General features: G+C 52.5%; 17 protein-coding genes, 3 tRNA genes and 3 rRNA genes. 19 read left to right on the plus strand and 4 right to left on the minus strand.

Going from position 1 to position 23876, the window contains the following annotated elements; all coding sequences use genetic code 11:
* Positions 1–40 precede the first annotated feature (40 nt).
* The 4 genes from Dpoa569_RS01195 (at position 41) to Dpoa569_RS01210 (ending at position 2952) form a co-directional block, all read left to right on the plus strand.
* Positions 41–631 (plus strand): YjaG family protein, encoded by a 591-nt coding sequence (locus tag Dpoa569_RS01195; protein WP_042867851.1) that lies wholly within the window; start codon positions 41–43, stop codon positions 629–631.
* Positions 632–818: 187 nt separating this feature from the next.
* A complete protein-coding gene (gene hupA / locus Dpoa569_RS01200) occupies positions 819–1091 on the plus strand; it encodes a nucleoid-associated protein HU-alpha (protein WP_012882985.1) in 273 nt (90 codons plus the stop codon).
* A 4-nt stretch (positions 1092–1095) separates the two neighbouring features.
* Entirely contained in the window at positions 1096–1806 is a 711-nt protein-coding gene (locus Dpoa569_RS01205) for a DUF1481 domain-containing protein (protein ID WP_042867853.1), read from the plus strand.
* Between the two features lie 507 nt (positions 1807–2313).
* Positions 2314–2952, plus strand: a complete 639-nt coding sequence (locus Dpoa569_RS01210) for a hypothetical protein (protein ID WP_042867859.1) — start codon at positions 2314–2316, stop codon at positions 2950–2952.
* Positions 2953–3420: 468 nt separating this feature from the next.
* On the opposite strand, the gene purD is transcribed toward Dpoa569_RS01210, so the two are convergent.
* Both purD and purH read right to left on the minus strand, forming a co-directional pair.
* On the minus strand, positions 3421–4710 hold the full coding sequence (purD, locus tag Dpoa569_RS01215; protein WP_042867861.1) for a phosphoribosylamine--glycine ligase: 1290 nt from the start codon (positions 4708–4710) through the stop codon (positions 3421–3423).
* A gap of 15 nt (positions 4711–4725) precedes the next feature.
* Entirely contained in the window at positions 4726–6315 is a 1590-nt protein-coding gene (purH, locus tag Dpoa569_RS01220) for a bifunctional phosphoribosylaminoimidazolecarboxamide formyltransferase/IMP cyclohydrolase (protein WP_042867864.1), read from the minus strand.
* A 598-nt stretch (positions 6316–6913) separates the two neighbouring features.
* Between purH and Dpoa569_RS01225 the strand changes: the two genes are divergently transcribed.
* The 6 genes from Dpoa569_RS01225 to Dpoa569_RS01250 all read left to right on the plus strand — a co-directional run bounded on the left by Dpoa569_RS01225 (position 6914) and on the right by Dpoa569_RS01250 (position 12283).
* Positions 6914–8455, plus strand: a 16S ribosomal RNA gene (locus Dpoa569_RS01225).
* 86 nt (positions 8456–8541) lie between these two features.
* Positions 8542–8617 (plus strand) — tRNA-Glu (locus Dpoa569_RS01230).
* Positions 8618–8810: 193 nt separating this feature from the next.
* Positions 8811–11804: ribosomal RNA gene (locus Dpoa569_RS01235) — 23S ribosomal RNA — on the plus strand.
* Between the two features lie 137 nt (positions 11805–11941).
* Positions 11942–12057: ribosomal RNA gene (gene rrf / locus Dpoa569_RS01240) — 5S ribosomal RNA — on the plus strand.
* The 16S, 23S and 5S rRNA genes sit together here with 3 tRNA genes alongside, the layout of an rRNA operon.
* A 65-nt stretch (positions 12058–12122) precedes the next feature.
* A tRNA-Asp gene (locus tag Dpoa569_RS01245) sits at positions 12123–12199 on the plus strand.
* Positions 12200–12207: 8 nt separating this feature from the next.
* Positions 12208–12283, plus strand: a tRNA-Trp gene (locus Dpoa569_RS01250).
* A 326-nt stretch (positions 12284–12609) separates the two neighbouring features.
* On the opposite strand, the gene hdfR is transcribed toward Dpoa569_RS01250, so the two are convergent.
* A complete protein-coding gene (gene hdfR, locus Dpoa569_RS01255) occupies positions 12610–13437 on the minus strand; it encodes an HTH-type transcriptional regulator HdfR (protein WP_042873360.1) in 828 nt (275 codons plus the stop codon).
* A 119-nt stretch (positions 13438–13556) separates the two neighbouring features.
* Here hdfR and Dpoa569_RS01260 point away from each other — a divergent pair, with 119 nt between their 5' ends.
* The gene (locus Dpoa569_RS01260) at positions 13557–13895 is read left to right on the plus strand and encodes a DUF413 domain-containing protein (RefSeq protein WP_042873358.1); all 339 of its coding nucleotides are present in this window, start codon (positions 13557–13559) and stop codon (positions 13893–13895) included.
* Positions 13896–13957: 62 nt separating this feature from the next.
* Here Dpoa569_RS01260 and Dpoa569_RS01265 read toward each other — a convergent pair whose 3' ends face one another.
* Entirely contained in the window at positions 13958–15484 is a 1527-nt protein-coding gene (locus tag Dpoa569_RS01265; protein WP_042873356.1) for a YifB family Mg chelatase-like AAA ATPase, read from the minus strand.
* Here Dpoa569_RS01265 and Dpoa569_RS01270 point away from each other — a divergent pair.
* The 8 genes from Dpoa569_RS01270 (at position 15478) to ilvA (ending at position 23791) form a co-directional block, all read left to right on the plus strand.
* Positions 15478–15717, plus strand: coding sequence for a hypothetical protein (locus tag Dpoa569_RS01270; protein ID WP_227983107.1), 240 nt, complete (start codon positions 15478–15480; stop codon positions 15715–15717). The two genes, Dpoa569_RS01265 and Dpoa569_RS01270, sit on opposite strands and share 7 nt — an antisense overlap.
* Before the next feature lie 133 nt (positions 15718–15850).
* Complete coding sequence (locus Dpoa569_RS01275) at positions 15851–17074, plus strand: MFS transporter (RefSeq protein ID WP_042873354.1); 1224 nt, start codon at positions 15851–15853, stop codon at positions 17072–17074.
* 131 nt (positions 17075–17205) lie between these two features.
* Positions 17206–17304 carry an ilv operon leader peptide gene (ilvL, locus tag Dpoa569_RS01280; RefSeq protein ID WP_071604349.1) on the plus strand — a complete coding sequence of 33 codons (99 nt, stop codon included), beginning with the start codon at positions 17206–17208 and terminating at the stop codon, positions 17302–17304.
* Between the two features lie 141 nt (positions 17305–17445).
* Positions 17446–19092, plus strand: a complete 1647-nt coding sequence (gene ilvG / locus Dpoa569_RS01285; protein ID WP_042873352.1) for an acetolactate synthase 2 catalytic subunit — start codon at positions 17446–17448, stop codon at positions 19090–19092.
* Between the two features lie 17 nt (positions 19093–19109).
* A complete protein-coding gene (gene ilvM / locus Dpoa569_RS01290; RefSeq protein ID WP_042873350.1) occupies positions 19110–19367 on the plus strand; it encodes an acetolactate synthase 2 small subunit in 258 nt (85 codons plus the stop codon).
* Positions 19368–19391: 24 nt separating this feature from the next.
* Positions 19392–20318 carry a branched-chain-amino-acid transaminase gene (gene ilvE / locus Dpoa569_RS01295; protein WP_042873348.1) on the plus strand — a complete coding sequence of 309 codons (927 nt, stop codon included), beginning with the start codon at positions 19392–19394 and terminating at the stop codon, positions 20316–20318.
* Positions 20319–20390: 72 nt separating this feature from the next.
* The gene (gene ilvD / locus Dpoa569_RS01300) at positions 20391–22241 is read left to right on the plus strand and encodes a dihydroxy-acid dehydratase (protein ID WP_146410962.1); all 1851 of its coding nucleotides are present in this window, start codon (positions 20391–20393) and stop codon (positions 22239–22241) included.
* A 5-nt stretch (positions 22242–22246) separates the two neighbouring features.
* Positions 22247–23791, plus strand: coding sequence for a threonine ammonia-lyase, biosynthetic (ilvA, locus tag Dpoa569_RS01305; protein ID WP_042873346.1), 1545 nt, complete (start codon positions 22247–22249; stop codon positions 23789–23791).
* Positions 23792–23876: the final 85 nt, after the last annotated feature.

Here is a 23876-nt window from a genome sequence, read left to right on the forward strand (position 1 = left end):
ATTTTCGTTACACTTGCCGCCCATTATTTTGAGATAAACGATGTTACGTAACCCTATTCATTTGCGTCTGGAAAAGCTGGCAAGCTGGCAACATGTCACCTTTATGGCCTGCCTTTGTGAACGTATGTACCCCAACTATCATGAGTTCTGCCAGCAGACCGATTTTGGGGACCCACAACTTTACCGCCGCATACTGGATCTGGTATGGGAAACACTGGTCGTGAAAGACGCCAGGGTCAATTTCGATAGTCAATTGGAAAAGCTGGAAGATGCGATTCCCGTCGCGGATGACTACGACATTTATGGCGTATACCCTGCCATTGACGCTTGCGTTGCCCTGAGTGAACTGCTGCATTCGCGTCTGAGTGGTGAAACGCTGGAACATGCAGTAACCATTAGCGAAACATCGATTCGTAGCGTGGCGATGCTGGAAATGACTCAGGCAGGTCGGGAAATGACTGATGAAGAATTGAAGAATCTGCCTGCTGTTGAAGAAGAATGGGACATCCAGTGGGAGATTTTCCGCCTGCTGGCGGACTGCGAAGAACGCGATCTTGAGCTGATAAAAGGTTTGCGCGCCGACCTGCGCGAAGCCGGAGTCAGCAACATTGGGATAAATTTGTATCAATAACGCGATAAAACGTGATTTAAGGCCTGAAATGGCCTGTCTTTAGGCTTCACATCCGCACCCTGTCTGGTCTACATTTGGGGGGCGTAATAAAAGTGGCTGTCGGTGCGTGTATGCAGGAGAGTGCTATTATGGCATTTCCGTCGCACTCGATGCTTAGCAAGCGATAAACACACTGTAAGGATAACTTATGAATAAGACTCAACTGATTGATGTAATTGCTGACAAAGCTGACCTTTCCAAGACCCAGGCTAAAGCTGCTCTGGAAGCGACTTTGGCAGCGATTACTGAGTCTCTGAAAGAAGGTGATGCAGTACAATTAGTTGGTTTCGGTACTTTCAAAGTCAATCATCGTAACGAGCGCACTGGCCGCAATCCGCAGACTGGTAAAGAAATCAAAATCGCGGCAGCTAACGTGCCTGCGTTTGTGTCCGGTAAGGCACTGAAAGACGCTGTAAAATAAGCGCATGTTGATACAAGGTTTAAGCAGAGGGGCGATTTCGCCCCTTTTGCTTTTCTTCAGACGACATATCCGGTTGGTTGCTCCCGTGCTGGTATGCTGGCTGACGGCCTGTAGCTCTCATCCTTCAGCGCCTGCCGTGTACGCCAGCGGCTACCTGGATGATCGTGGTGTGGTGCGGTTATGGCGTAAAGACGACGTGCAGCAGCATCTCACCACACTGGTGACGGTATTTAGCCCGTTGCAGGGGAAAGAATCCAGAACTACCCGTTATCGCTTCCAGCAGGGGGGGCTGCGTGAGGTCAGGCAGACTGCTTCTTCTTCGTCACAGGGTGAAGTCAGGCTGCGTTTTGATCAGGCGGGAACCGTTAGCTACATGCAGCGTCAGTTGCCGGACCGGCGGGAATCGCTGTCTGAAGACGAGATTGCGCTTTATCAGTACGATGCCAGACGTTTGCTGGCGCTGAGCGATTCCCTGCGTGCGGGTAAAGTATCGCTGATTCAGGGGCGCTGGAGTGCGGGGCAGGTGACCACGTGCGACGGGAAAACGGTGCGCCCGGATTTGGACCGCGCTTCACTGGCCATGATTGCGCAGCAAGCCGAACGAGCGGCTGGGCCGCTGAGCATCGCCTGGCTGGTGTCACCGGAAGGTACGCAATTGTTGCAGGTAGCCGAAGCTGATTTTTGTCGTTGGGAGCCAATGACGGAAGGAGAGTAGTATTTCAGGTATTCGCGTTACGGGTTGGATAATGAGGTAAAATCCAAAAATCTCACAATTCATTGTTTAAAAATAACTTCCTTTCCTTTGGTGAACGAAAAATGTCCTAAAAGTGCTACGCCGTAGTATTGTATCATTAACATCAGGAAACCGTGATGCTTGTCTTTGGGCATCGCCAACAATGGGATGAGAGCAATTCTCTTGGCGTCTTTCGTCTTGGTGTTCATAGGAGGCTGTGTAAGCGCTCCCGACTACTTGGCTTAGTTGCCGATGGCAACCTGAGTCAGTGGCTGGATCCTGCCCCGATCCTTGCGCTATTGTCTATAAAACCCAGATACAAGGGCAGTCTGTCAATGTCCGAAATGGTTTTACAGGTGGTGATTGGGATAAAACAGAGGTAAGAATGACGACATCGATGATTCTTGGAATTCGTGCCAGAGACCTGAAGTTGGTCAGATAATTCCATTGGTTGCCACATTTTCCTACTAATTGCAGGAGTCTAGAAATATGCGTTTTTTTCCTACTTTAAAATTCTTTCTCGTTACGATAGCTGTTTTCCTTTCGCCATTTACAAAGGCTGATATATATGCACAAAAGGGTTATGAGAATGGTCAAGATGGTATCTTGTTGCTAACTGAGGTTTGCCTCAATGATGCAACAAAGCAGTTAAAAATAGCGTTTTCGAGAATTGGAAAATCCATGCGCCAAGGATGTTACGTGATTAATAATCGCGGAAACCCAGTCGTGAAGTGGGGTGATGGAATTATTGAGGAACTCAATGGGGAGCAATTCTCGCCCAGCACGAAAAGTGTCGCCAAGGAAAGCAATTCGGTAACGGTAATTGTGCGTGATGGGACGTTGGCTACGTTAGATCAAGTCATCGAAAATGGCGTAGTGGATACGATTCAGATAACGAACGAAAAACCAGACACAAAATTTTGCGACGTTTCCTCTCCAGCTAATAAGGTGGTCTTCACCTTTACCTCTGCAAGTAAGAAGACGTATCCGTATGCGGAAGGTTGTTGGAGAAAGTCTGATGACGGGAGGATTTTTATATCAGGGGTTAATTTTTCGTCCAAGAAGAAATTTGCGTTTAAGAAGGATAGCGTAGAATTTTCCCGAACTGATCTTGGTAGGAACTGGTGATATACTTGACATTTAGATTTAATGTGTTGATTTAATTTTTGGTATTTATGCATCAGATTCTAGGCTCGTTTTCTTCAGGGACTTGTTTCTTGCCTAAATAAATTTCACGATTCAGCAATGTCCGAAGAACCTTAAGTTATTACCGTGCAGAAGGTGGTGAAAAATTAAAACTGATTGCGATTGTTATGACATCATCTGGAAAATATTTTAGGACGATATGTAAATTTCTTTACGAGAAAATGGTTAGAATGGGCTAGCGGCAAAGCGATTGTTATTCAAAATAAGAAGGAAATGTGGGGGGCTGTAACGCAGTCAACTAAATAGCTTCTCGCATTAATGCTCCACTTATCATTGCGCGGCTCCAGAGCTGTCGGGATGTCATCTCTCACAAGTGTAGCGCTATTATGAGAAGCTATTTAGATGTTGATATGACAGAAGCCGATGTCTGGCTCCTGCCGTTATCGGGTGTTAGCCTTGCTGCTCGCGTGCAATGGCGCGATAGCCAATATCGCTGCGGCAGAAACAGCCTTCCCAACGAATAGGGCTAGCCAGTTCGTAGGCGCGTTGTTGTGCTTCGGCTACGCTGTGGCCCAGCGCTGTTACACACAGCACGCGTCCACCGTTGGTGACCACATCATCGCCGTTCAGCTTGGTGCCGGCATGAAACACTTTGCCATCGGCTGCGTCTTGAGTCGGCAGGCCAGAAATGACATCACCGGTGCGGTAATCGGCAGGGTAGCCGCCAGCGGCCAGCACCACGCCCAATGACGGGCGTACATCCCACTCAGACGTTTTCTCATCCAGTTTGCCGTCGCACGCTGCCAGACACAGCTCCACCAGATCAGATTTCAGACGCAGCATGATAGGCTGCGTTTCCGGATCGCCGAAACGGCAGTTGAATTCGATCACCTTCGGCTGACCATCTGGAGAAATCATCAGGCCCGCGTACAGAAATCCAGTATAAACATTACCTTCGGCTGCCATGCCGCGCACGGTTGGCCAAATAATCTGTTCCATCACCCGTTGGTGAACATCATCCGTCACCACCGGCGCAGGCGAGTAAGCGCCCATGCCGCCGGTGTTCGGGCCGGTATCCTGGTCGCCTACGCGTTTGTGATCCTGACTGGTCGCCATCGGTAATACGTGTTCACCGTCCACCATCACGATAAAGCTGGCTTCTTCGCCATCCAGAAACTCTTCGACCACGATGCGGTGACCCGCATCGCCAAACGCATTGCCTGCCAGCATGTCGGTGGCCGCGTTTTCCGCTTCTTCCAGCGTCATGGCAACAATCACGCCTTTACCGGCAGCCAGGCCATCTGCTTTGATGACAATCGGCGCACCTTTACGACGGATATAGGCCAGCGCGGGTTCAATCTCGGTGAAATTTTGGTATTCCGCTGTTGGAATACGTTGGCGAGCCAGAAAGTCCTTGGTAAAGGCTTTGGAGCCTTCCAATTGGGCGGCGGCCTGTGTTGGGCCAAAAATCTTCAGGCCCGCGGCGCGGAATGCGTCGACGACACCGATGACCAGCGGCGCTTCCGGGCCAACGATAGTCAGGCCAATCGCGTTCTGGCGAGCGAAATCCAGCAGTGCCGGGATGTCTGTCGCGGCAATATTCACGTTTTCCAGCGCGGGTTCCAGCGCCGTGCCGGCGTTACCCGGTGCGACATAGACTTTATCTGCCAGCGGAGACTGGGCTGCTTTCCAGGCCAGGGCGTGCTCGCGTCCACCATTACCAATAATCAATATATTCATCGTTATAGTCCCGAATTAGTGACGGAAGTGGCGCATGTCGGTAAACAGCATCGCAATGCCGTGTTCGTTGGCGGCGGCGATGACTTCATCATCGCGAATGGAACCGCCCGGTTGAATCACACAGGTGATACCAACGGCGGCGGCGGCATCAATACCATCACGGAACGGGAAAAAGGCATCGGATGCCATGACGGAACCTTGTACTTCCAGTCCTTCGTCACCTGCCTTGATGCCAGCGATCTTGGCGGAGTAAACACGGCTCATCTGACCGGCGCCAATACCGATGGTCATATTGTCGCGTGCATACACAATCGCATTGGATTTAACGAATTTCGCCACTTTCCAGCAGAACAGGGCATCGCGCAGTTCTGAGTCCGTCGGCTGGCGCTCGGTAACCACACGCAACTGGGCTGTATCCACCATGCCGAGATCGCGATCCTGCACCAGCAAGCCGCCGTTGACGCGTTTGAAATCCAGACCGGAAACACGTTGTTGCCATTGGCCGCAAGTCAGCACGCGTACGTTTTGTTTGGCAGCGGTAACTTTCAGCGCGGCTTCGCTGGCGGAAGGGGCAATGATCACTTCCACAAACTGACGACTGATAATGGCGTGCGCAGTGGCTTCGTCCAGTTCGCGGTTAAACGCGATGATGCCGCCGAACGCTGAAGTCGGGTCAGTTTTGTAGGCGCGCTCATAAGCATCCAGAATCGAATCGCCAATCGCCACGCCGCAGGGGTTGGCGTGCTTGACGATGACGCAGGCTGGTTCGGCGAATTCTTTCACGCATTCCAGCGCGGCATCGGTATCGGCGATGTTGTTGTAGGAAAGGGCTTTACCCTGCACTTGCTGAGCGGTAGCCACCGACGCCTCAGAGACATGCTCTTCTATATAGAAGGCGGCCTGCTGGTGGCTGTTTTCGCCATAACGCATATCCTGCTTTTTGATGAAATTCAGGTTCAGCGTGCGCGGGAAGCGACCGGAAGGCTGGGTAGTATCGCCATGATAGGCCGGAACTTTGCTGCCAAAGTAGTTGGCTATCATGCTGTCGTAAGCGGCGGTGTGTTCGAACGCCTTGATGGCCAGATCAAAACGGGTTTCGTAAGTCAGAGAACCTTCGTTGGCGTCCATCTCTGCGATGATTGCTGTGTAGTCGCTGCTTTTAACCACGATAGCCACATCATTATGGTTCTTGGCGGCGGAACGCACCATGGTGGGGCCGCCGATATCGATATTTTCCACGGCGTCTTCCAGCGTACAGTCAGCTTTGGCAACGGTCTGGGCAAACGGGTAGAGATTAACGACCACCATATCGATTGGCTGGATGTTGTGCTGGGTCATGATGGCATCATCCTGACCACGGCGGCCCAGAATGCCGCCATGTACTTTGGGATGCAGGGTTTTGACGCGTCCATCCATCATTTCCGGAAAACCCGTGTAATCGGAAACCTCTGTTACCGGCAGACCCGCGTTGGCCAGCAGACGCGCTGTACCCCCGGTAGAGAGCAGTTCAATGCTACGCTGTGACAAAGACTGGGCAAATTCAACGATACCGGCTTTATCAGATACGCTGAGCAAAGCACGACGGATAGGACGACGTTGGTGCATGATGGTTTGATCCCCTGACTTAGGTTCTTACTTTAAAGAGCGTTACGTGAATAGTGGCAGTCACATAAAGAAAAATACGTATTGAGTCGCCAATATTCAGCTAACGCACCCACGAATATGTGTCATTCATCAGGGGGGGAATTGTAGCGAAAACGTTTGCGTGATGCTCGCCAAATTTCAAAAAATGCCTGACTTGTGGATAACTCTGTGCAAAATAAGGTATAAGCTGGCCTTTTGCTGTGGAATGCAGCGAACGCGCGATTTAATCAAAAATACCGGTTGCGGTCGGCGAGGAACGCCCTATAATGCGACCCCACTGACACGGCAACAGCGGCAACGCAGCGCGGTGTCAGGAAGAGAAAGCGAAAATAATCGTTGACTCTTCATGAGGAAAGCGTAGTATACGCCACCTCGCGACAGCAGGCTCAGGCCGGTCGCACTGCTCTTTAACAATCAATCAGACAATCTGTGTGGGCACTCGCAGGACACTTCACTAAAATATTTAGTGAAAGTCTTGAAGAGTGACAACAGTTAATTCATTACGAAGTAACAGTAAATTCTTTGAGCACGGTTTTCTTCGGAAAACACATCAAACTTTAAATTGAAGAGTTTGATCATGGCTCAGATTGAACGCTGGCGGCAGGCCTAACACATGCAAGTCGGGCGGTAGCACAAAGGAGCTTGCTCCTTGGGTGACGAGCGGCGGACGGGTGAGTAATGTCTGGGAAACTGCCTGATGGAGGGGGATAACTACTGGAAACGGTAGCTAATACCGCATAACGTCGCAAGACCAAAGAGGGGGACCTTAGGGCCTCTTGCCATCGGATGTGCCCAGATGGGATTAGCTAGTAGGTGGGGTAAAGGCTCACCTAGGCGACGATCCCTAGCTGGTCTGAGAGGATGACCAGCCACACTGGAACTGAGACACGGTCCAGACTCCTACGGGAGGCAGCAGTGGGGAATATTGCACAATGGGGGAAACCCTGATGCAGCCATGCCGCGTGTGTGAAGAAGGCCTTCGGGTTGTAAAGCACTTTCAGCGGGGAGGAAGGGGGCAGGCTTAATACGTCTGTTCATTGACGTTACCCGCAGAAGAAGCACCGGCTAACTCCGTGCCAGCAGCCGCGGTAATACGGAGGGTGCAAGCGTTAATCGGAATGACTGGGCGTAAAGCGCACGCAGGCGGTCTGTTAAGTTGGATGTGAAATCCCCGGGCTCAACCTGGGAACTGCATTCAAAACTGACAGGCTGGAGTCTCGTAGAGGGGGGTAGAATTCCAGGTGTAGCGGTGAAATGCGTAGAGATCTGGAGGAATACCGGTGGCGAAGGCGGCCCCCTGGACGAAGACTGACGCTCAGGTGCGAAAGCGTGGGGAGCAAACAGGATTAGATACCCTGGTAGTCCACGCTGTAAACGATGTCGATTTGGAGGTTGTGGTCCTGAACCGTGGCTTCCGGAGCTAACGCGTTAAATCGACCGCCTGGGGAGTACGGCCGCAAGGTTAAAACTCAAATGAATTGACGGGGGCCCGCACAAGCGGTGGAGCATGTGGTTTAATTCGATGCAACGCGAAGAACCTTACCTACTCTTGACATCCAGAGAAGACTGCAGAGATGCGGTTGTGCCTTCGGGAGCTCTGAGACAGGTGCTGCATGGCTGTCGTCAGCTCGTGTTGTGAAATGTTGGGTTAAGTCCCGCAACGAGCGCAACCCTTATCCTTTGTTGCCAGCACTTCGGGTGGGAACTCAGGGGAGACTGCCGGTGATAAACCGGAGGAAGGTGGGGATGACGTCAAGTCATCATGGCCCTTACGAGTAGGGCTACACACGTGCTACAATGGCGTATACAAAGAGAAGCGACCTCGCGAGAGCAAGCGGACCTCATAAAGTACGTCGTAGTCCGGATTGGAGTCTGCAACTCGACTCCATGAAGTCGGAATCGCTAGTAATCGTAGATCAGAATGCTACGGTGAATACGTTCCCGGGCCTTGTACACACCGCCCGTCACACCATGGGAGTGGGTTGCAAAAGAAGTAGGTAGCTTAACCTTCGGGAGGGCGCTTACCACTTTGTGATTCATGACTGGGGTGAAGTCGTAACAAGGTAACCGTAGGGGAACCTGCGGTTGGATCACCTCCTTACCGAGTAGAAGTGCCTGCGTGGTGTCCACACAGATTGTCTGATGATAAGAAAGAGTCAACAGCGTCTTGCGAAGCTGACAAGTGATGTCCCCTTCGTCTAGAGGCCCAGGACACCGCCCTTTCACGGCGGTAACAGGGGTTCGAATCCCCTAGGGGACGCCAGAATGACGGACAGTGGGTGAAAGGCACGGTCAACGCTAACCTAAAACTGATTAGCAATAGTCAGGTTTATGTTATCTGCTCTTTAACAATCCGGAACAAGCTGAAAAATTGAAACGACGGCATGTGAGTAAGAATTCATGTGTTGTTCGAGTCTCTCAACATACTCATATCCCGAGACACTTTCGGGTTGTGAGGTTAAGCGACTAAGCGTACACGGTGGATGCCTAGGCAGTCAGAGGCGATGAAGGGCGTGCTAATCTGCGAAAAGCGTCGGCAAGGTGATATGAGCCGTTATACCCGACGATACCCGAATGGGGAAACCCAGTGTGACTCGTCACACTATCATTAACTGAATTCATAGGTTAATGAAGCGAACCGGGGGAACTGAAACATCTCAGTACCCCGAGGAAAAGAAATCAACCGAGATTCCCCCAGTAGCGGCGAGCGAACGGGGAGGAGCCCAGAACCTGAATCGGCTTGTGTGTCAGTGGAAGCGTCTGGAAAGTCGCACGATACAGGGTGAGAGTCCCGTACACGAAGGTGCACAGGTCGTGAGTTCGATGAGTAGGGCGGGACACGTGGTATCCTGTCTGAACATGGGGGGACCATCCTCCAAGGCTAAATACTCCTGACTGACCGATAGTGAACCAGTACCGTGAGGGAAAGGCGAAAAGAACCCCGGCGAGGGGAGTGAAAGAGAACCTGAAACCGTGTACGTACAAGCAGTGGGAGCACCTTTAGGGTGTGACTGCGTACCTTTTGTATAATGGGTCAGCGACTTATATTCTGTAGCAAGGTTAACCGCATAGGGGAGCCGCAGGGAAACCGAGTCTTAACTGGGCGTTAAGTTGCAGGGTATAGACCCGAAACCCGGTGATCTAGCCATGGGCAGGTTGAAGGTTGGGTAACACTAACTGGAGGACCGAACCGACTAATGTTGAAAAATTAGCGGATGACTTGTGGCTGGGGGTGAAAGGCCAATCAAACCGGGAGATAGCTGGTTCTCCCCGAAAGCTATTTAGGTAGCGCCTCGTGAAGTCATCTTCGGGGGTAGAGCACTGTTTCGGCTAGGGGGCCATCCCGGCTTACCAACCCGATGCAAACTGCGAATACCGAAGAATGTTATCACGGGAGACACACGGCGGGTGCTAACGTCCGTCGTGAAGAGGGAAACAACCCAGACCGCCAGCTAAGGTCCCCAAGTCATGGTTAAGTGGGAAACGATGTGGGAAGGCCCAGACAGCCAGGATGTTGGCTTAGAAGCAGCCATCATTTAAAGAAAGCGTAATAGCTCACTGGTCGAGTCGGCCTGCGCGGAAGATGTAACGGGGCTAAAACCATGCACCGAAGCTGCGGCAGCGAACGTATCACCCAAGACAACTTTGCGGAGTTGAATGACGATTGACGGAGCGACGCGACGTCAATGCGTCCACAACGTCGAGTTGGCTTAGGGATACGTTCGTTGGGTAGGGGAGCGTTCTGTAAGCCGTTGAAGGTGGACTGTGAGGTCTGCTGGAGGTATCAGAAGTGCGAATGCTGACATAAGTAACGATAATGCGGGTGAAAAACCCGCACGCCGGAAGACCAAGGGTTCCTGTCCAACGTTAATCGGGGCAGGGTGAGTCGACCCCTAAGGCGAGGCTGAAAAGCGTAGTCGATGGGAAACAGGTTAATATTCCTGTACTGGGTGTGACTGCGAAGGGGGGACGGAGAAGGCTATGTCATCCGGGCGACGGTTGTCCCGGTTTAAGCGTGCAGGTGGGTGGACCAGGCAAATCCGGTCTGCTGTGAACACTGAGGCGTGATGACGAGGCACTACGGTGCTGAAGTGACAGATGCCCTGCTTCCAGGAAAAGCCTCTAAGCATCAGGTGACATTCAATCGTACCCCAAACCGACACAGGTGGTCAGGTAGAGAATACTCAGGCGCTTGAGAGAACTCGGGTGAAGGAACTAGGCAAAATGGTGCCGTAACTTCGGGAGAAGGCACGCTCCTGTGGGTGAAGTCCCTTGCGGATGGAGCTGACGGGAGTCGCAGATACCAGCTGGCTGCAACTGTTTAATAAAAACACAGCACTGTGCAAACACGAAAGTGGACGTATACGGTGTGACGCCTGCCCGGTGCCGGAAGGTTAATTGATGGGGTTATCCGTAAGGAGAAGCTCTTGATCGAAGCCCCGGTAAACGGCGGCCGTAACTATAACGGTCCTAAGGTAGCGAAATTCCTTGTCGGGTAAGTTCCGACCTGCACGAATGGCGTAATGATGGCCAGGCTGTCTCCACCCGAGACTCAGTGAAATTGAACTCGCTGTGAAGATGCAGTGTACCCGCGGCAAGACGGAAAGACCCCGTGAACCTTTACTATAGCTTGACACTGAACCTTGAACCTTGATGTGTAGGATAGGTGGGAGGCTGTGAAGTGTGGACGCCAGTCTGCATGGAGCCGACCTTGAAATACCACCCTTTAATGTTTGATGTTCTAACCTGGGCCCGTAATCCGGGCCGGGGACAGTGTCTGGTGGGTAGTTTGACTGGGGCGGTCTCCTCCCAAAGCGTAACGGAGGAGCACGAAGGTTAGCTAATCCTGGTCGGACATCAGGAGGTTAGTGCAAAGGCATAAGCTAGCTTGACTGCGAGAGTGACGGCTCGAGCAGGTGCGAAAGCAGGTCTTAGTGATCCGGTGGTTCTGAATGGAAGGGCCATCGCTCAACGGATAAAAGGTACTCCGGGGATAACAGGCTGATACCGCCCAAGAGTTCATATCGACGGCGGTGTTTGGCACCTCGATGTCGGCTCATCACATCCTGGGGCTGAAGTAGGTCCCAAGGGTATGGCTGTTCGCCATTTAAAGTGGTACGCGAGCTGGGTTTAGAACGTCGTGAGACAGTTCGGTCCCTATCTGCCGTGGGCGTTGGAAGATTGAGGGGGGTTGCTCCTAGTACGAGAGGACCGGAGTGAACGCACCGCTGGTGTTCGGGTTGTCATGCCAATGGCACTGCCCGGTAGCTACGTGCGGAAGAGATAACCGCTGAAAGCATCTAAGCGGGAAACTTGCCCCGAGATGAGTCTTCCCTGGGAACGTGATTCCCCGGAAGGGACGTTCGAGACGAGGACGTTGATAGGCTGGGTGTGTAAGCGTAGTGATACGTTGAGCTAACCAGTACTAATGACCCGAGAGGCTTAACCTTACAACACCGAAGGTGTTTTGGAGAGAGACGGAAAGTCGAGTCAGCTTGTTCGAGGATTGGATGGCGTGGTGTGCGGCAAACAGAGAGCACACGGCGACATGAAGGATGATGACGTTGAAAGACGTTGAAAGAATTTGCCTGGCGGCGAGAGCGCGGTGGTCCCACCTGACCCCATGCCGAACTCAGAAGTGAAACGCCGTAGCGCCGATGGTAGTGTGGGGTCTCCCCATGCGAGAGTAGGGAACTGCCAGGCATCAAATTGTGGTGTAAGAAGCACCGGTTATCGAAATGACCTCTTCGATAACATACAGAATCGGTGGTGCGGTAGTTCAGTCGGTTAGAATACCGGCCTGTCACGCCGGGGGTCGCGGGTTCGAGTCCCGTCCGCACCGCCACCCTATTTAGGGGCGTAGTTCAATTGGTAGAGCACCGGTCTCCAAAACCGGGTGTTGGGAGTTCGAGCCTCTCCGCCCCTGCCAAACTAAAAAACCTTCGCGTTGACGTGAAGGTTTTTTTTTGCGTCTATTAGTTTTCATTTCATACTCTCTGCTTTTGGCAGACATATCTACGATGATTTTCGAGTTATTTGCGACGAAAAAGTGCTTCTGGCTTACCTCTAAAAGGGCAGTATAGGATCGTTGCGGTTCTTAATAACTGGTAATGCCTTGATAGGGTTTGAAGAGTGCAAAAGCTCTTCGCCGACAGTTATATCTGCTGGGAGTGATGATTAGTGAATGAGATCTGTCGATCTTCCGAAAGCCCATTGGACTTTCAGGCAGATCGCATATTTACATTGTATAACGGTTTAAGAAACGATGTTCAGTGGGGTTTTCAGTAACTGTTTTATCAATTCCTGTTGATCGCTGTTTTCTAGCCAGACAGCATAACAGGGGCGAACCACAATATTGACCTCCGGAATTAACAGCAATTCGGGATAGTGCTGTGACCACTCACTGGGTAGAAATGCACAACCGCCAATGGTTGACATCAACTGACGTGTCAGATGAGCAGAGGATGTGGTAAGTGAAGGTACTTGATCGCCGGGTAACCAAGGTCCCTCATGTTGATGGAAATCAGCCCCCCATTCCAGTCTGATATACGGTCGTTCTTCCGCGAGAATGCTGTTGGCGGCGGTGAATAAAGATAGGGAAAAATTGCCTAATAACTGACAGGAAAGTTCATCCATCTTCGGAGATTCAGTAGTAATCAGTAAATCCAACTGACGCTCATGGAGCTGCTTAATCAGTGTTTGTCGTAATGCGATTCTTGCTTCCAACTGTAGCAGCGGACGTTGCTGGTAGAGTTCATTCAACCAGGGTGTTAGGAATGCTTCCCAAAGCGAAGCCGTGGCACCAATCGAAAGCTGACTATGCTGCTGAGAACGTGCGACCTCTTTTTTAGCAATTTGCCAGGTACCGATGAGGCTTTCTGCATAAGGCAGCAGACGCTCGCCAGCAGGTGTCAGACGAATATTATTACGGTGTCTGGTGAATAAATTGGCACCTAGCTGATTTTCCAGTTGCCTGATACGAAAACTCACTGCTGATTGTGTCAGATACAATGATTCGGCTGCCCGACCGAAGTGTCTTGTCCGGCTGACTTCCAGAAAGGTTTTTAGTAAGTCGGTATCCATATTTCCTCCAAAATTTTTTTATCGTCATGATTTAAATGTTTTGTTTTACAGGAAGTCAAGCCTATCTAATACTCCGCGCCATAAACGGCACGACCATATGAGAATTAGGAGCGTGTAAAATGGCGGAAAGCTTCTCAACAACCAGTCGTTTTTTTGATAACAAATTCTATCCACGTGGTTTTTCCCGGCATGGTGACTTTACGATTAAAGAAGCTCAACTGCTGGAGCGTTATGGACAGGCATTTAACGAACTTGATTCGGGCAAGCGTCATCCTGTAACAGAGGAAGAGACTCAGTTTGTCGCTGTATGCCGTGGTGAGCGTGCGGCACAGACCGAATTGGAAAGAATCTGGGCGAAATATACCAGCCGTATTCGCCGTCCTAAACGCTTCCATACGCTGTCTGGCGGTAAGCCGCAAATGGATACGGTGGAAGAGTACACTGAAAGCGATGATTAATCTGAATGGGGCTCTGGCCCCATTTTCATATCTGGTATTGATTATCGAAGGCAAGCTCTGTTTCATGCCAGGCTTTTGTGCAGTTGAATCAACAGGCGGTCCATGCAGCGATAGCTGAGTGCTTCTGATAAATGAGCTCGGCGAATTTGATCTTCTCCTCCCAGATCTGCAATGGTACGTGAGACTTTTAGTATTCGGTGCCAGGCTCTGACCGAAAGCCCCAATTTACTCATCACTTCTTCCAGATACGCGGCATCTTCATTTTTTAGCCGGCAGTGACTGGCGATATCATCCGATTTCATTTGTGCGTTGATTCTGCCTGTACGAGCCAATTGTCGTTTTCTGGCCTCAAATACCCGCTCCCGTACGGTTGCGCTGTCTTCACCGATACGTGTTTGCTGTCGAAGGATACCAGGCGGTAGCAATGGTACTTCGATAGATAAATCAAAACGATCCAGAAAGGGGCCTGAAAGCCGGTTGAGATAGCGCAGAATTTGTTGTGCCGGCATACGGTTATGGATGCCCTGATAATGCCCGGATGGGCTGGGATTCATAGCCGCCACCAACTGAAACCGGGCAGGATAACAAACCTTGGCACGGGTACGTGAAATGATTATCTCACCAGACTCCAATGGTTCCCGCAGTGAATCCAACACCCGTCGTTCAAATTCCGGTAGTTCATCCAGAAATAATACGCCATTATGCGCCAACGAGATCTCGCCCGGTTTGGGCAGCACACCTCCACCGACCAGCGCAGTAATCGATGCGGTGTGATGAGGCGAGCGGAATGGTCGTTTACGCCATTGCGACAGACCGGGCTGAATATCAATCAGGCTATTGATGGCAGCGCTCTCCAGTGCTTCGTTGTCATTAAGCTCTGGTAGCAAACCGGGCAGGCGGCTGGCTAGCATGGTTTTGCCGGTTCCTGGTGGGCCAAGCAATAACAAGTTATGTCCACCTGCGGCTGCGATTTCCAGCGCACGTTTAGCTTGTTCCTGACCGATTATCTCTTTCAGGTCTGGTGTCGGCGTATGGGGTGATGTTTGGGGAATAATGTCATTACCGCGCAGTAAGGCTGTTTCACCTTGCAGAAAAGCACAGACTTGCAGCAGATGATTAGCCAGAAGGGTATCACCATGAGGAACCAGCGTAATCTCCATTTTGTTGTCTTCCGGCAGAATCAGTCCACGACCTGCTTTTTGCGCTTCCATTGCTGCGGGAATAGCACCATGAACACCTCTCAGGCTACCTGATAGCCCAAGTTCTCCGAGGAACTCATACTGCGTAAGTTTCTCGCCAGCAATCTGTTCTGAGGCCGCCAGAATGGCCAGTGCGATAGGGAGATCATACCGTCCGCCTTCTTTGGGGAGATCCGCCGGAGCTAGATTGACGGTAATCCGCTTGGCCGGAAAGGTAAAACCGCAGTTGATCAACGCACTGCGTACCCGATCTCGTGCTTCCTTGACCGTGGTTTCTGGTAAGCCAACCAGCGTTAGTGCGGGTAAGCCGTTACTGATATGCACTTCAATCGAGACTTCTGGTGCCTGCATACCGATGGTGGCTCGCGTATAGGTCACTGCCAGTGTCATTGTTCGCTCCTCCCTGTGACCTGAACATCATGCCTATCCCGCTGCTTGATCACATCGTAGAGGTGGCCATTTTGCGAAACGTTGCCAGAAAACAATCTGTTCTTTCAGGCGAAATTCATGAAATTGTGTGCGTGCTTCCGAATGTTGTTAATAAAGAGTTACAAGATGGACGTATTCGCAACAGATTCGTGCCGCTCACGGCATTGCTCGATAGCCGGGATAAGAGTATTTAACAAATATTTAAAATATCATCTGCGATTTTCACATCGCTTCATTTCGTTTCATTGACTGAGACTGCGGCATTGCCTGCCGTCCAGCCTGCTAATGGCATGTAAATGTCTCCACTATCAGGACAGGATAAAAATTATGTTTGGTTGGACTTCTCTACAGCGTAATGCAGCTATTGCCAGCTTTTTAAGCTGGGCACTGGATGCATTTGATTTCTTCGTTCTGGTTTTTCTGCTTAGCGAACTTGCCCACGCGTTTTCCGTCAGTCTGGAACAGGTGACGTTGGCTATTCTGCTGACATTGGCTGTTCGTCCTATCGGGGCACTGTTGTTTGGGCGTCTGGCGGAGCGGTTTGGTCGCAAGCCGATTTTGATGTTGAACATCGTGATGTTCTCGTTGTTTGAACTGTTATCTGCTGCGGCACCGAATATTGCGGTATTTCTGCTGTTGAGGGTGGTTTATGGCGTGGCGATGGGGGGGATCTGGGGCGTTGCGTCTTCACTGGCGATGGAAACCATTCCAGACCGTTCACGCGGATTGATGTCCGGCATTTTCCAGGCCGGATACCCGTTTGGTTATTTGCTGGCGGCAGTGGTCTATGGGGTGTTGTTTGATCAGGTAGGCTGGCGTGGCATGTTTATCATTGGTGCCGTTCCTATCCTGTTGTTGCCGTTTATTTATTTCTGTGTGGAAGAGTCGCCGGTATGGCGGGCAGCCAGGGTGCGCAAGGAAAGTACGGCGTTGTTGCCGGTGTTGAAGACACACTGGAAACTTTGCATTTATCTGGTGGTGTTAATGGCGTCGTTCAATTTCTTCAGCCACGGTACGCAGGACTTGTATCCGGCATTTTTAAAAATTCAGCATGGTTTTGACGCGAAAACCGTCAGCATGATCGCTATCAGCTACAATATTGCTTCGATTATCGGTGGTATTTTTTTTGGAACCTTGTCGGAACGTATTGGCCGGAAGAACGCCATCATTGCGGCTGCGTTATTGGCATTACCAGTTATTCCGCTGTGGGCGTTTTCACAAGGTCCCTGGACGTTGGGGCTGGGCGCGTTTTTAATTCAGTTCATGGTGCAAGGTGCCTGGGGGGTCATTCCGACCTTCCTGAATGAATTGGTACCGAGTAATACGCGTGCGGTGCTCCCCGGTTTTGTCTATCAACTTGGCAACCTTATTGCGTCGGTCAACGCTACGTTACAGGCGAGCATTGCTGAAGCGCACAACCATAACTATGCGCTGGCGATGGCGATTGTGGCAGGAGTAGTGGCGATTGTGATTGCGGTGCTGGCGGCATTTTCTGATAGTCGTTGGGCGGCAAAAAAACATGATGCGGGTGTTTCACAGGTTAGTGCATGAATAATAAGTTATTTTGTAAGGCTGATTGGTTTGCTGGCCACATGACGATGGAAAAAAGAGTTGTCACAGTGCGGATTACTGTGATAACTCTGTAGGTATTCGTTCGACAGTAGATTAATGAACAACCTGAAATGAAAGCCTTAACTCTGGTGATTAGCCTAGTCGTGATTAGCGTGGTGGTGATTATTATTCCACCGTGCGGGGCTGCACTTCGACGAAGAAAGGCTTGAAAATCAAGGCCGGATTCAAGAAAACCCCCGCACCGAAAGGTCGGGGGTTTTCTTTTATGGCCCGGTAACCGCAACAAGGGAGCAGAACATGTTGAGTAGCATAAGATGCTGTTTTCCTCAGATTGAGTTGGGGAAATAACTATGAATGGTGCGCAGTGGGTGGTGCAAGCGTTGCGGGCTCAGGGAGTGGAAACGGTATTCGGTTATCCCGGTGGCGCTATTATGCCGGTCTATGATGCGTTATATGATGGCGGCGTGGAACACCTGCTCTGTCGCCATGAACAAGGGGCAGCGATGGCCGCCATCGGTTATGCCCGCTCTACCGGTAACGTCGGGGTGTGTATTGCGACCTCCGGCCCTGGTGCCACCAATCTAATTACCGGGCTGGCAGATGCCTTGTTGGATTCGGTGCCTATTGTGGCGATTACCGGCCAGGTCGGTTCAGCGTTGATCGGGACTGATGCTTTTCAGGAGATCGATGTGCTTGGCTTGTCGCTGGCCTGCACTAAGCACAGTTTTTTGGTGGACTCTATCGAGTCATTACCGGAAATCATGGCCGAAGCCTTTGCTGTGGCGCGTAGCGGTCGCCCTGGTCCGGTGCTGATTGATATTCCCAAGGATATCCAGTTGGCGGAAGGGGATTTTTCTCCCTGTTTTATGCCGGTGGATGACGTTATGCCATTTTCGCCCCAACAAGTCACAGAGGCGCGGGCGATGCTGGCGCAGGCGAAAAGACCGGTACTGTATGTCGGCGGCGGCGTGGGCATGGCGCAGGCGGTTCCGGCGCTGCGCACCTTTATCGAGACGACTCACATCCCTGCGGTAGTGACTCTCAAAGGGTTGGGCACGGTGGAGAAAGACAACCCTTACTATCTTGGCATGATCGGTATGCACGGTACCCGTGCTGCGAACCTGCTGGTGCAGGAGTGCGATTTATTAGTTGCCGTTGGCGCGCGCTTTGATGATCGCGTAACGGGCAAGTTGAGTGCGTTTGCGCCACACGCCAGTGTGATCCACATGGATATCGACCCGGCTGAACTGAACAAACTGCGGCAGGCGCATGTGGCGTTGTGCGGTGATCTGAATCAATTGTTGCCGGCATTGCAGCAACCGTTGAATATTGACGACTGGCGTCGGCAAGCTGCGATGATGAAAGCGGAATATGAATGGCGCTATGATCATCCCGGTGAGGCTATTTATGCGCCGGCACTGCTGCGTACACTGGCGGATCGTATGCCTGCTGAAACAGTGGTCACCACTGATGTCGGTCAGCATCAGATGTGGGCCGCTCAGCATATGCACTTCACCCGCCCGGAAAATTTCATTACCTCAAGCGGTCTGGGCACCATGGGGTTTGGCGTGCCGGCAGCGGTCGGCGCGCAGGTAGCGCGTCCTGACAATACCGTAATTTGTATTTCGGGTGACGGCTCGTTCATGATGAATGTGCAGGAGCTTGGCACCATCAAGCGAAAACGCCTGCCGCTGAAGATAGTCTTGCTGGATAATCAGCGATTGGGGATGGTTCGACAATGGCAACAACTGTTTTTTGACGAACGTTATAGTGAAACCAACCTCTCTGATAACCCTGATTTCCTGATACTGGCCAGTGCGTTCGGCATTCCCGGCCAGCATATCACCCGTAAAGACCAGATTGACTCTGCCCTGGATGCATTGCTGAACAGCGAAGGCCCTTATCTGCTGCATGTTTCCATCGATGAGAATGAGAATGTCTGGCCGCTGGTGCCGCCGGGTGCCGGTAATGAAACGATGCTGGATAAAACAGAATAATGGCAGGAGACTTTCCCATGACGCATCATCAGCTTTCCATTCAGGCACGCTATCGACCGGAAGTTCTGGAGCGCGTATTGCGCGTCACCCGTCACCGCGGTTTTCAGGTTTGTGCCATGAATATGACGCAGGAATTAAACGGTGATCAGGTACAGATTGATATGACCGTTGCCAGCCACCGATCCGTAGATTTATTGTCAACCCAATTAAGCAAACTGCTGGACATTGCCTGTGTGGAGATCCAGCCGCTGACATCACAACAAATACGTGCCTGAAGGTATTGATAAGGAAAGTTAACAATGACAAAAAAAGCAGACTATATCTGGTTTAACGGCGAAATGGTTCCCTGGGCGGACGCCAACGTTCATGTTATGTCCCATGCGCTACACTACGGTACGTCAGTGTTTGAAGGGGTGCGTTGCTATAACTCCCACAAAGGGCCGGTAGTGTTCCGCCATCGTGAACATATGCAGCGCCTGCATGATTCGGCCAAGATTTATCGGATGCCGCTGTCCTATTCTGTGGATGAGTTAATGGAAGCGTGCCGTGAAACGCTGCGTCGCAACAAACTAACCAGCGCCTATATCCGTCCGCTGGTATTTGTTGGCGATGTGGGCATGGGGGTTAACCCACCGGCTGGCTACAAGACTGATGTGATTATCGCGGCGTTCCCGTGGGGGGCATATCTGGGCGAAGACGCGTTGGATCAGGGAATTGACGCTATGGTGTCGTCCTGGAATCGCGCGGCGGCCAATACTATTCCGACTGCGGCCAAAGCGGGCGGTAATTATCTCTCCTCCTTGTTGGTGGGCAGCGAAGCGCGTCGTCATGGCTATCAGGAAGGGATCGCGCTGGATGTGAATGGTTATGTCTCTGAAGGTGCGGGTGAAAACCTGTTTGAAGTAAAAGATGGCGTGATTTTCACTCCGCCATTTACTTCCGCTGCGCTGCCGGGCATTACCCGTGACGCCATTATCAAGCTGGCGAAGGACAAAGGGTTTGAAGTCCGCGAGCAGGTATTGTCGCGTGAATCGCTGTATCTGGCGGATGAAGTGTTTATGTCCGGTACGGCAGCGGAAATCACGCCAGTTCGCAGCGTGGATGGCATTCAGGTCGGCATCGGCAAGTGTGGTCCGGTCACCAAACAGTTACAGCAGGCGTTCTTTGGCCTGTTCACCGGTGAGACGCAAGACAAGTGGAGTTGGCTGGACCCGGTAAACCCGTAATCAAGCAAAGACAAACTTTTTTCCGGTAGCGATACGCCGCCGGCTACCTGTTTAAACTGGAGTAATCAGAGTATGCCTAAGTACCGTTCAGCCACTACCACGCATGGTCGTAACATGGCTGGAGCGCGAGCCCTGTGGCGCGCCACAGGGATGACCGACGCCGATTTCGGCAAGCCTATCATCGCGGTAGTGAACTCGTTCACGCAATTCGTACCGGGACACGTGCACCTGCGCGATCTCGGCAAACTGGTCGCTGAGCAGATTGAAGCAGCCGGCGGCGTTGCCAAAGAATTCAATACCATCGCGGTGGATGACGGCATCGCCATGGGGCATGGCGGTATGTTGTACTCGCTGCCTTCCCGCGAGCTGATCGCCGACTCAGTGGAATACATGGTCAACGCGCATTGTGCGGATGCGATGGTGTGTATCTCCAACTGTGACAAAATCACCCCAGGAATGCTGATGGCGGCACTGCGTCTTAACATTCCGGCAATTTTTGTTTCCGGTGGACCGATGGAAGCCGGGAAAACCAAGCTGTCTGACCAAATCATCAAGCTGGATCTGATCGATGCCATGATTCAGGGTGCGAATCCGAAGGTCAGCGATGAGGATAGCGCCCAGATTGAGCGCTCCGCCTGCCCGACCTGTGGTTCCTGCTCCGGTATGTTCACTGCCAACTCCATGAACTGCCTGACTGAGGCATTGGGGCTGTCGCAGCCGGGTAACGGCTCGCTGCTGGCGACCCATGCTGATCGCAAAGAGTTGTTTATCAATGCCGGTAAGCGCATCGTCGGTCTGGCGAAACAGTATTACGAGCAAGACGACGCCAGCGTGCTGCCACGCAACATTGCCTCCAAAGCGGCGTTTGAAAACGCCATGACGCTGGATATTGCGATGGGCGGTTCTACCAATACGGTGCTGCACCTGCTGGCGGCGGCGCAGGAGGGTGAAGTGGATTTCACCATGGCGGATATTGACCGTCTGTCACGTCAGGTGCCACACCTGTGTAAAGTGGCGCCAAGCACCCAAAAATACCATATGGAAGATGTGCACCGCGCTGGCGGCGTGATTGGTATTCTCGGTGAGTTGGATCGCGCCGGTCTGCTGAATCAGAACGTGAAAAACGTGCTGGGCTTGACGCTGCCGGAAACGTTGTCGGCCTATGACGTGATGCTCACACAGGATGAGGCGGTGAAAAAGATGTTTGCCGCTGGCCCGGCAGGTATTCGCACCACGCAGGCATTCTCGCAGGATTGCCGGTGGGATTCGCTGGACACTGACCGTCAAGAGGGCTGTATCCGCTCCCGTGAACACGCTTACAGTCAGGACGGCGGTCTGGCGGTGCTGTACGGCAATCTGGCCGAAGACGGCTGTATCGTGAAAACCGCTGGTGTAGACGAAGGCAGTCTGGTGTTCCGTGGTCCAGCCAAGGTGTATGAAAGCCAGGATGATGCGGTAGAAGCGATTCTGGGCGGCGGGGTGCAGGCTGGCGACGTGGTGGTGATTCGCTACGAAGGCCCGAAAGGTGGTCCTGGTATGCAGGAAATGCTCTATCCGACCAGCTTCCTGAAATCGATGGGGTTGGGAAAAGCCTGTGCGCTGATTACCGATGGCCGCTTCTCCGGTGGTACTTCCGGGTTGTCCATCGGCCATGCGTCGCCGGAAGCAGCCAACGGTGGCACCATCGGTCTGGTGCAGGATGGTGACATGATCGCTATCGATATTCCCAAGCGCGGTATCGCGCTGGAAGTCAGCGATGACGAACTGGCCCGCCGTCGTGAGCAGGAACTGGCGCGTGGCGATGCCGCCTGGACGCCGAAAAACCGTGACCGGCAGGTTTCCTTTGCGCTGCGCGCTTACGCCAGCCTGGCCACCAGCGCCGACAAAGGCGCGGTGCGGGACAAGAGCAAGCTGGGGGGCTAAACGCCATGGCAGTATCACTCCCTCTTCCTGCCGAACCCGGCGGAGCAGAGTATCTGCGCGCGATATTGCGTGCGCCGGTGTACGAAGTGGCGCAAGTTACGCCGCTTGAGCGGATGGATAAACTCTCCTCGCGGCTTGGCAACGTTATTCTGGTGAAGCGTGAAGATCGCCAACCGGTGCATAGCTTCAAGCTGCGTGGCGCTTACGCCATGATGGCGAGCCTCAGTGACGAGCAGAAATTGCACGGTGTGGTAACGGCTTCAGCTGGTAACCACGCGCAAGGCGTGGCGTTGTCCGCCAGTCGCCTCGGTATACGGGCGTTGATCGTGATGCCGGTCGCCACGGCGGACATCAAAGTGGATGCCGTGCGCGGTTTTGGCGGAGAGGTGCTGCTGCACGGGGCTAACTTTGATGAGGCCAAAGCCAAAGCCATTGAACTGTCGCAACAGCAGCAGATGACCTTTGTGCCGCCGTTCGACCACCCGGCAGTGATTGCCGGTCAGGGCACGCTGGCAATGGAACTGCTGCAACAGGATGCGCATCTGGACCGTGTATTTGTGCCGGTGGGCGGCGGCGGCCTGGCGGCGGGCGTGGCGGTGTTGATAAAACAACTGATGCCGCAGATCCAGGTGATTGGCGTTGAAGCGGAAGATTCCGCCTGCCTGCGAGCGGCGTTGGATGCCGGGCAGCCGGTGGATTTGCCGCGCGTCGGTCTGTTTGCTGAAGGGGTGGCGGTAAAACGCATCGGTAACGAAACCTTCCGCCTGTGTCGGGAGTATCTGGACGATGTGATTACCGTCGACAGCGACGCTATCTGCGCAGCGGTCAAAGACCTGTTCGAGGATGTCCGGGCGATTGCCGAGCCGTCCGGGGCGCTGGCGCTGGCCGGGATGAAAAAATACGTCCAGCAGCACAATATCCAGGGAGAACGGCTGGCGCATATTTTGTCCGGCGCCAACGTCAATTTCCATGGGTTGCGTTATGTCTCCGAGCGCTGTGAACTGGGTGAGCAACGTGAAGCGTTGATGGCGGTAACCATTCCTGAACAGAAGGGCAGCTTCCTGAAGTTCTGCCAGTTGCTCGGTGGGCGTTCCGTCACTGAGTTCAACTACCGTTATGCCAATGCCGACAATGCCTGTATTTTTGTCGGCGTGCGGCTGACGCGCGGCAACGTTGAACGTCATGAGATTCTGGCTGAATTGCAGGCGGGCGGGTATCAGGTGGTGGATCTGTCCGACGATGAGATGGCGAAACTGCATGTGCGTTATATGGTCGGTGGCAGACCATCCAAACCATTGAAAGAGCGGTTGTATAGCTTCGAGTTCCCGGAATCGCCGGGCGCGTTGCTGAAGTTCCTCAATACGCTGGGTACGTACTGGAATATCTCGCTGTTCCATTACCGCAGCCACGGCACTGACTTTGGCCGGGTGCTGGCGGCGTTTGAACGCACGGAACACGACCCGGCGTTCGAACAACATCTGCAGGCTCTGGGGTATGAGTGCCACGATGAAACGCAGAACCCGGCGTTTCGTTTCTTCCTGCAAGGTTAACACCGGTTAGCCTGATGCCATGCGCCCGACGATGTTACGCCGCCGGGCGCATTTTATTTTATGGCGTGCTGCGGTAGGCTTGACC

This window comes from Dickeya poaceiphila, from assembly GCF_007858975.2.
Taxonomy (GTDB): Bacteria; Pseudomonadota; Gammaproteobacteria; order Enterobacterales; family Enterobacteriaceae; genus Dickeya; species Dickeya poaceiphila.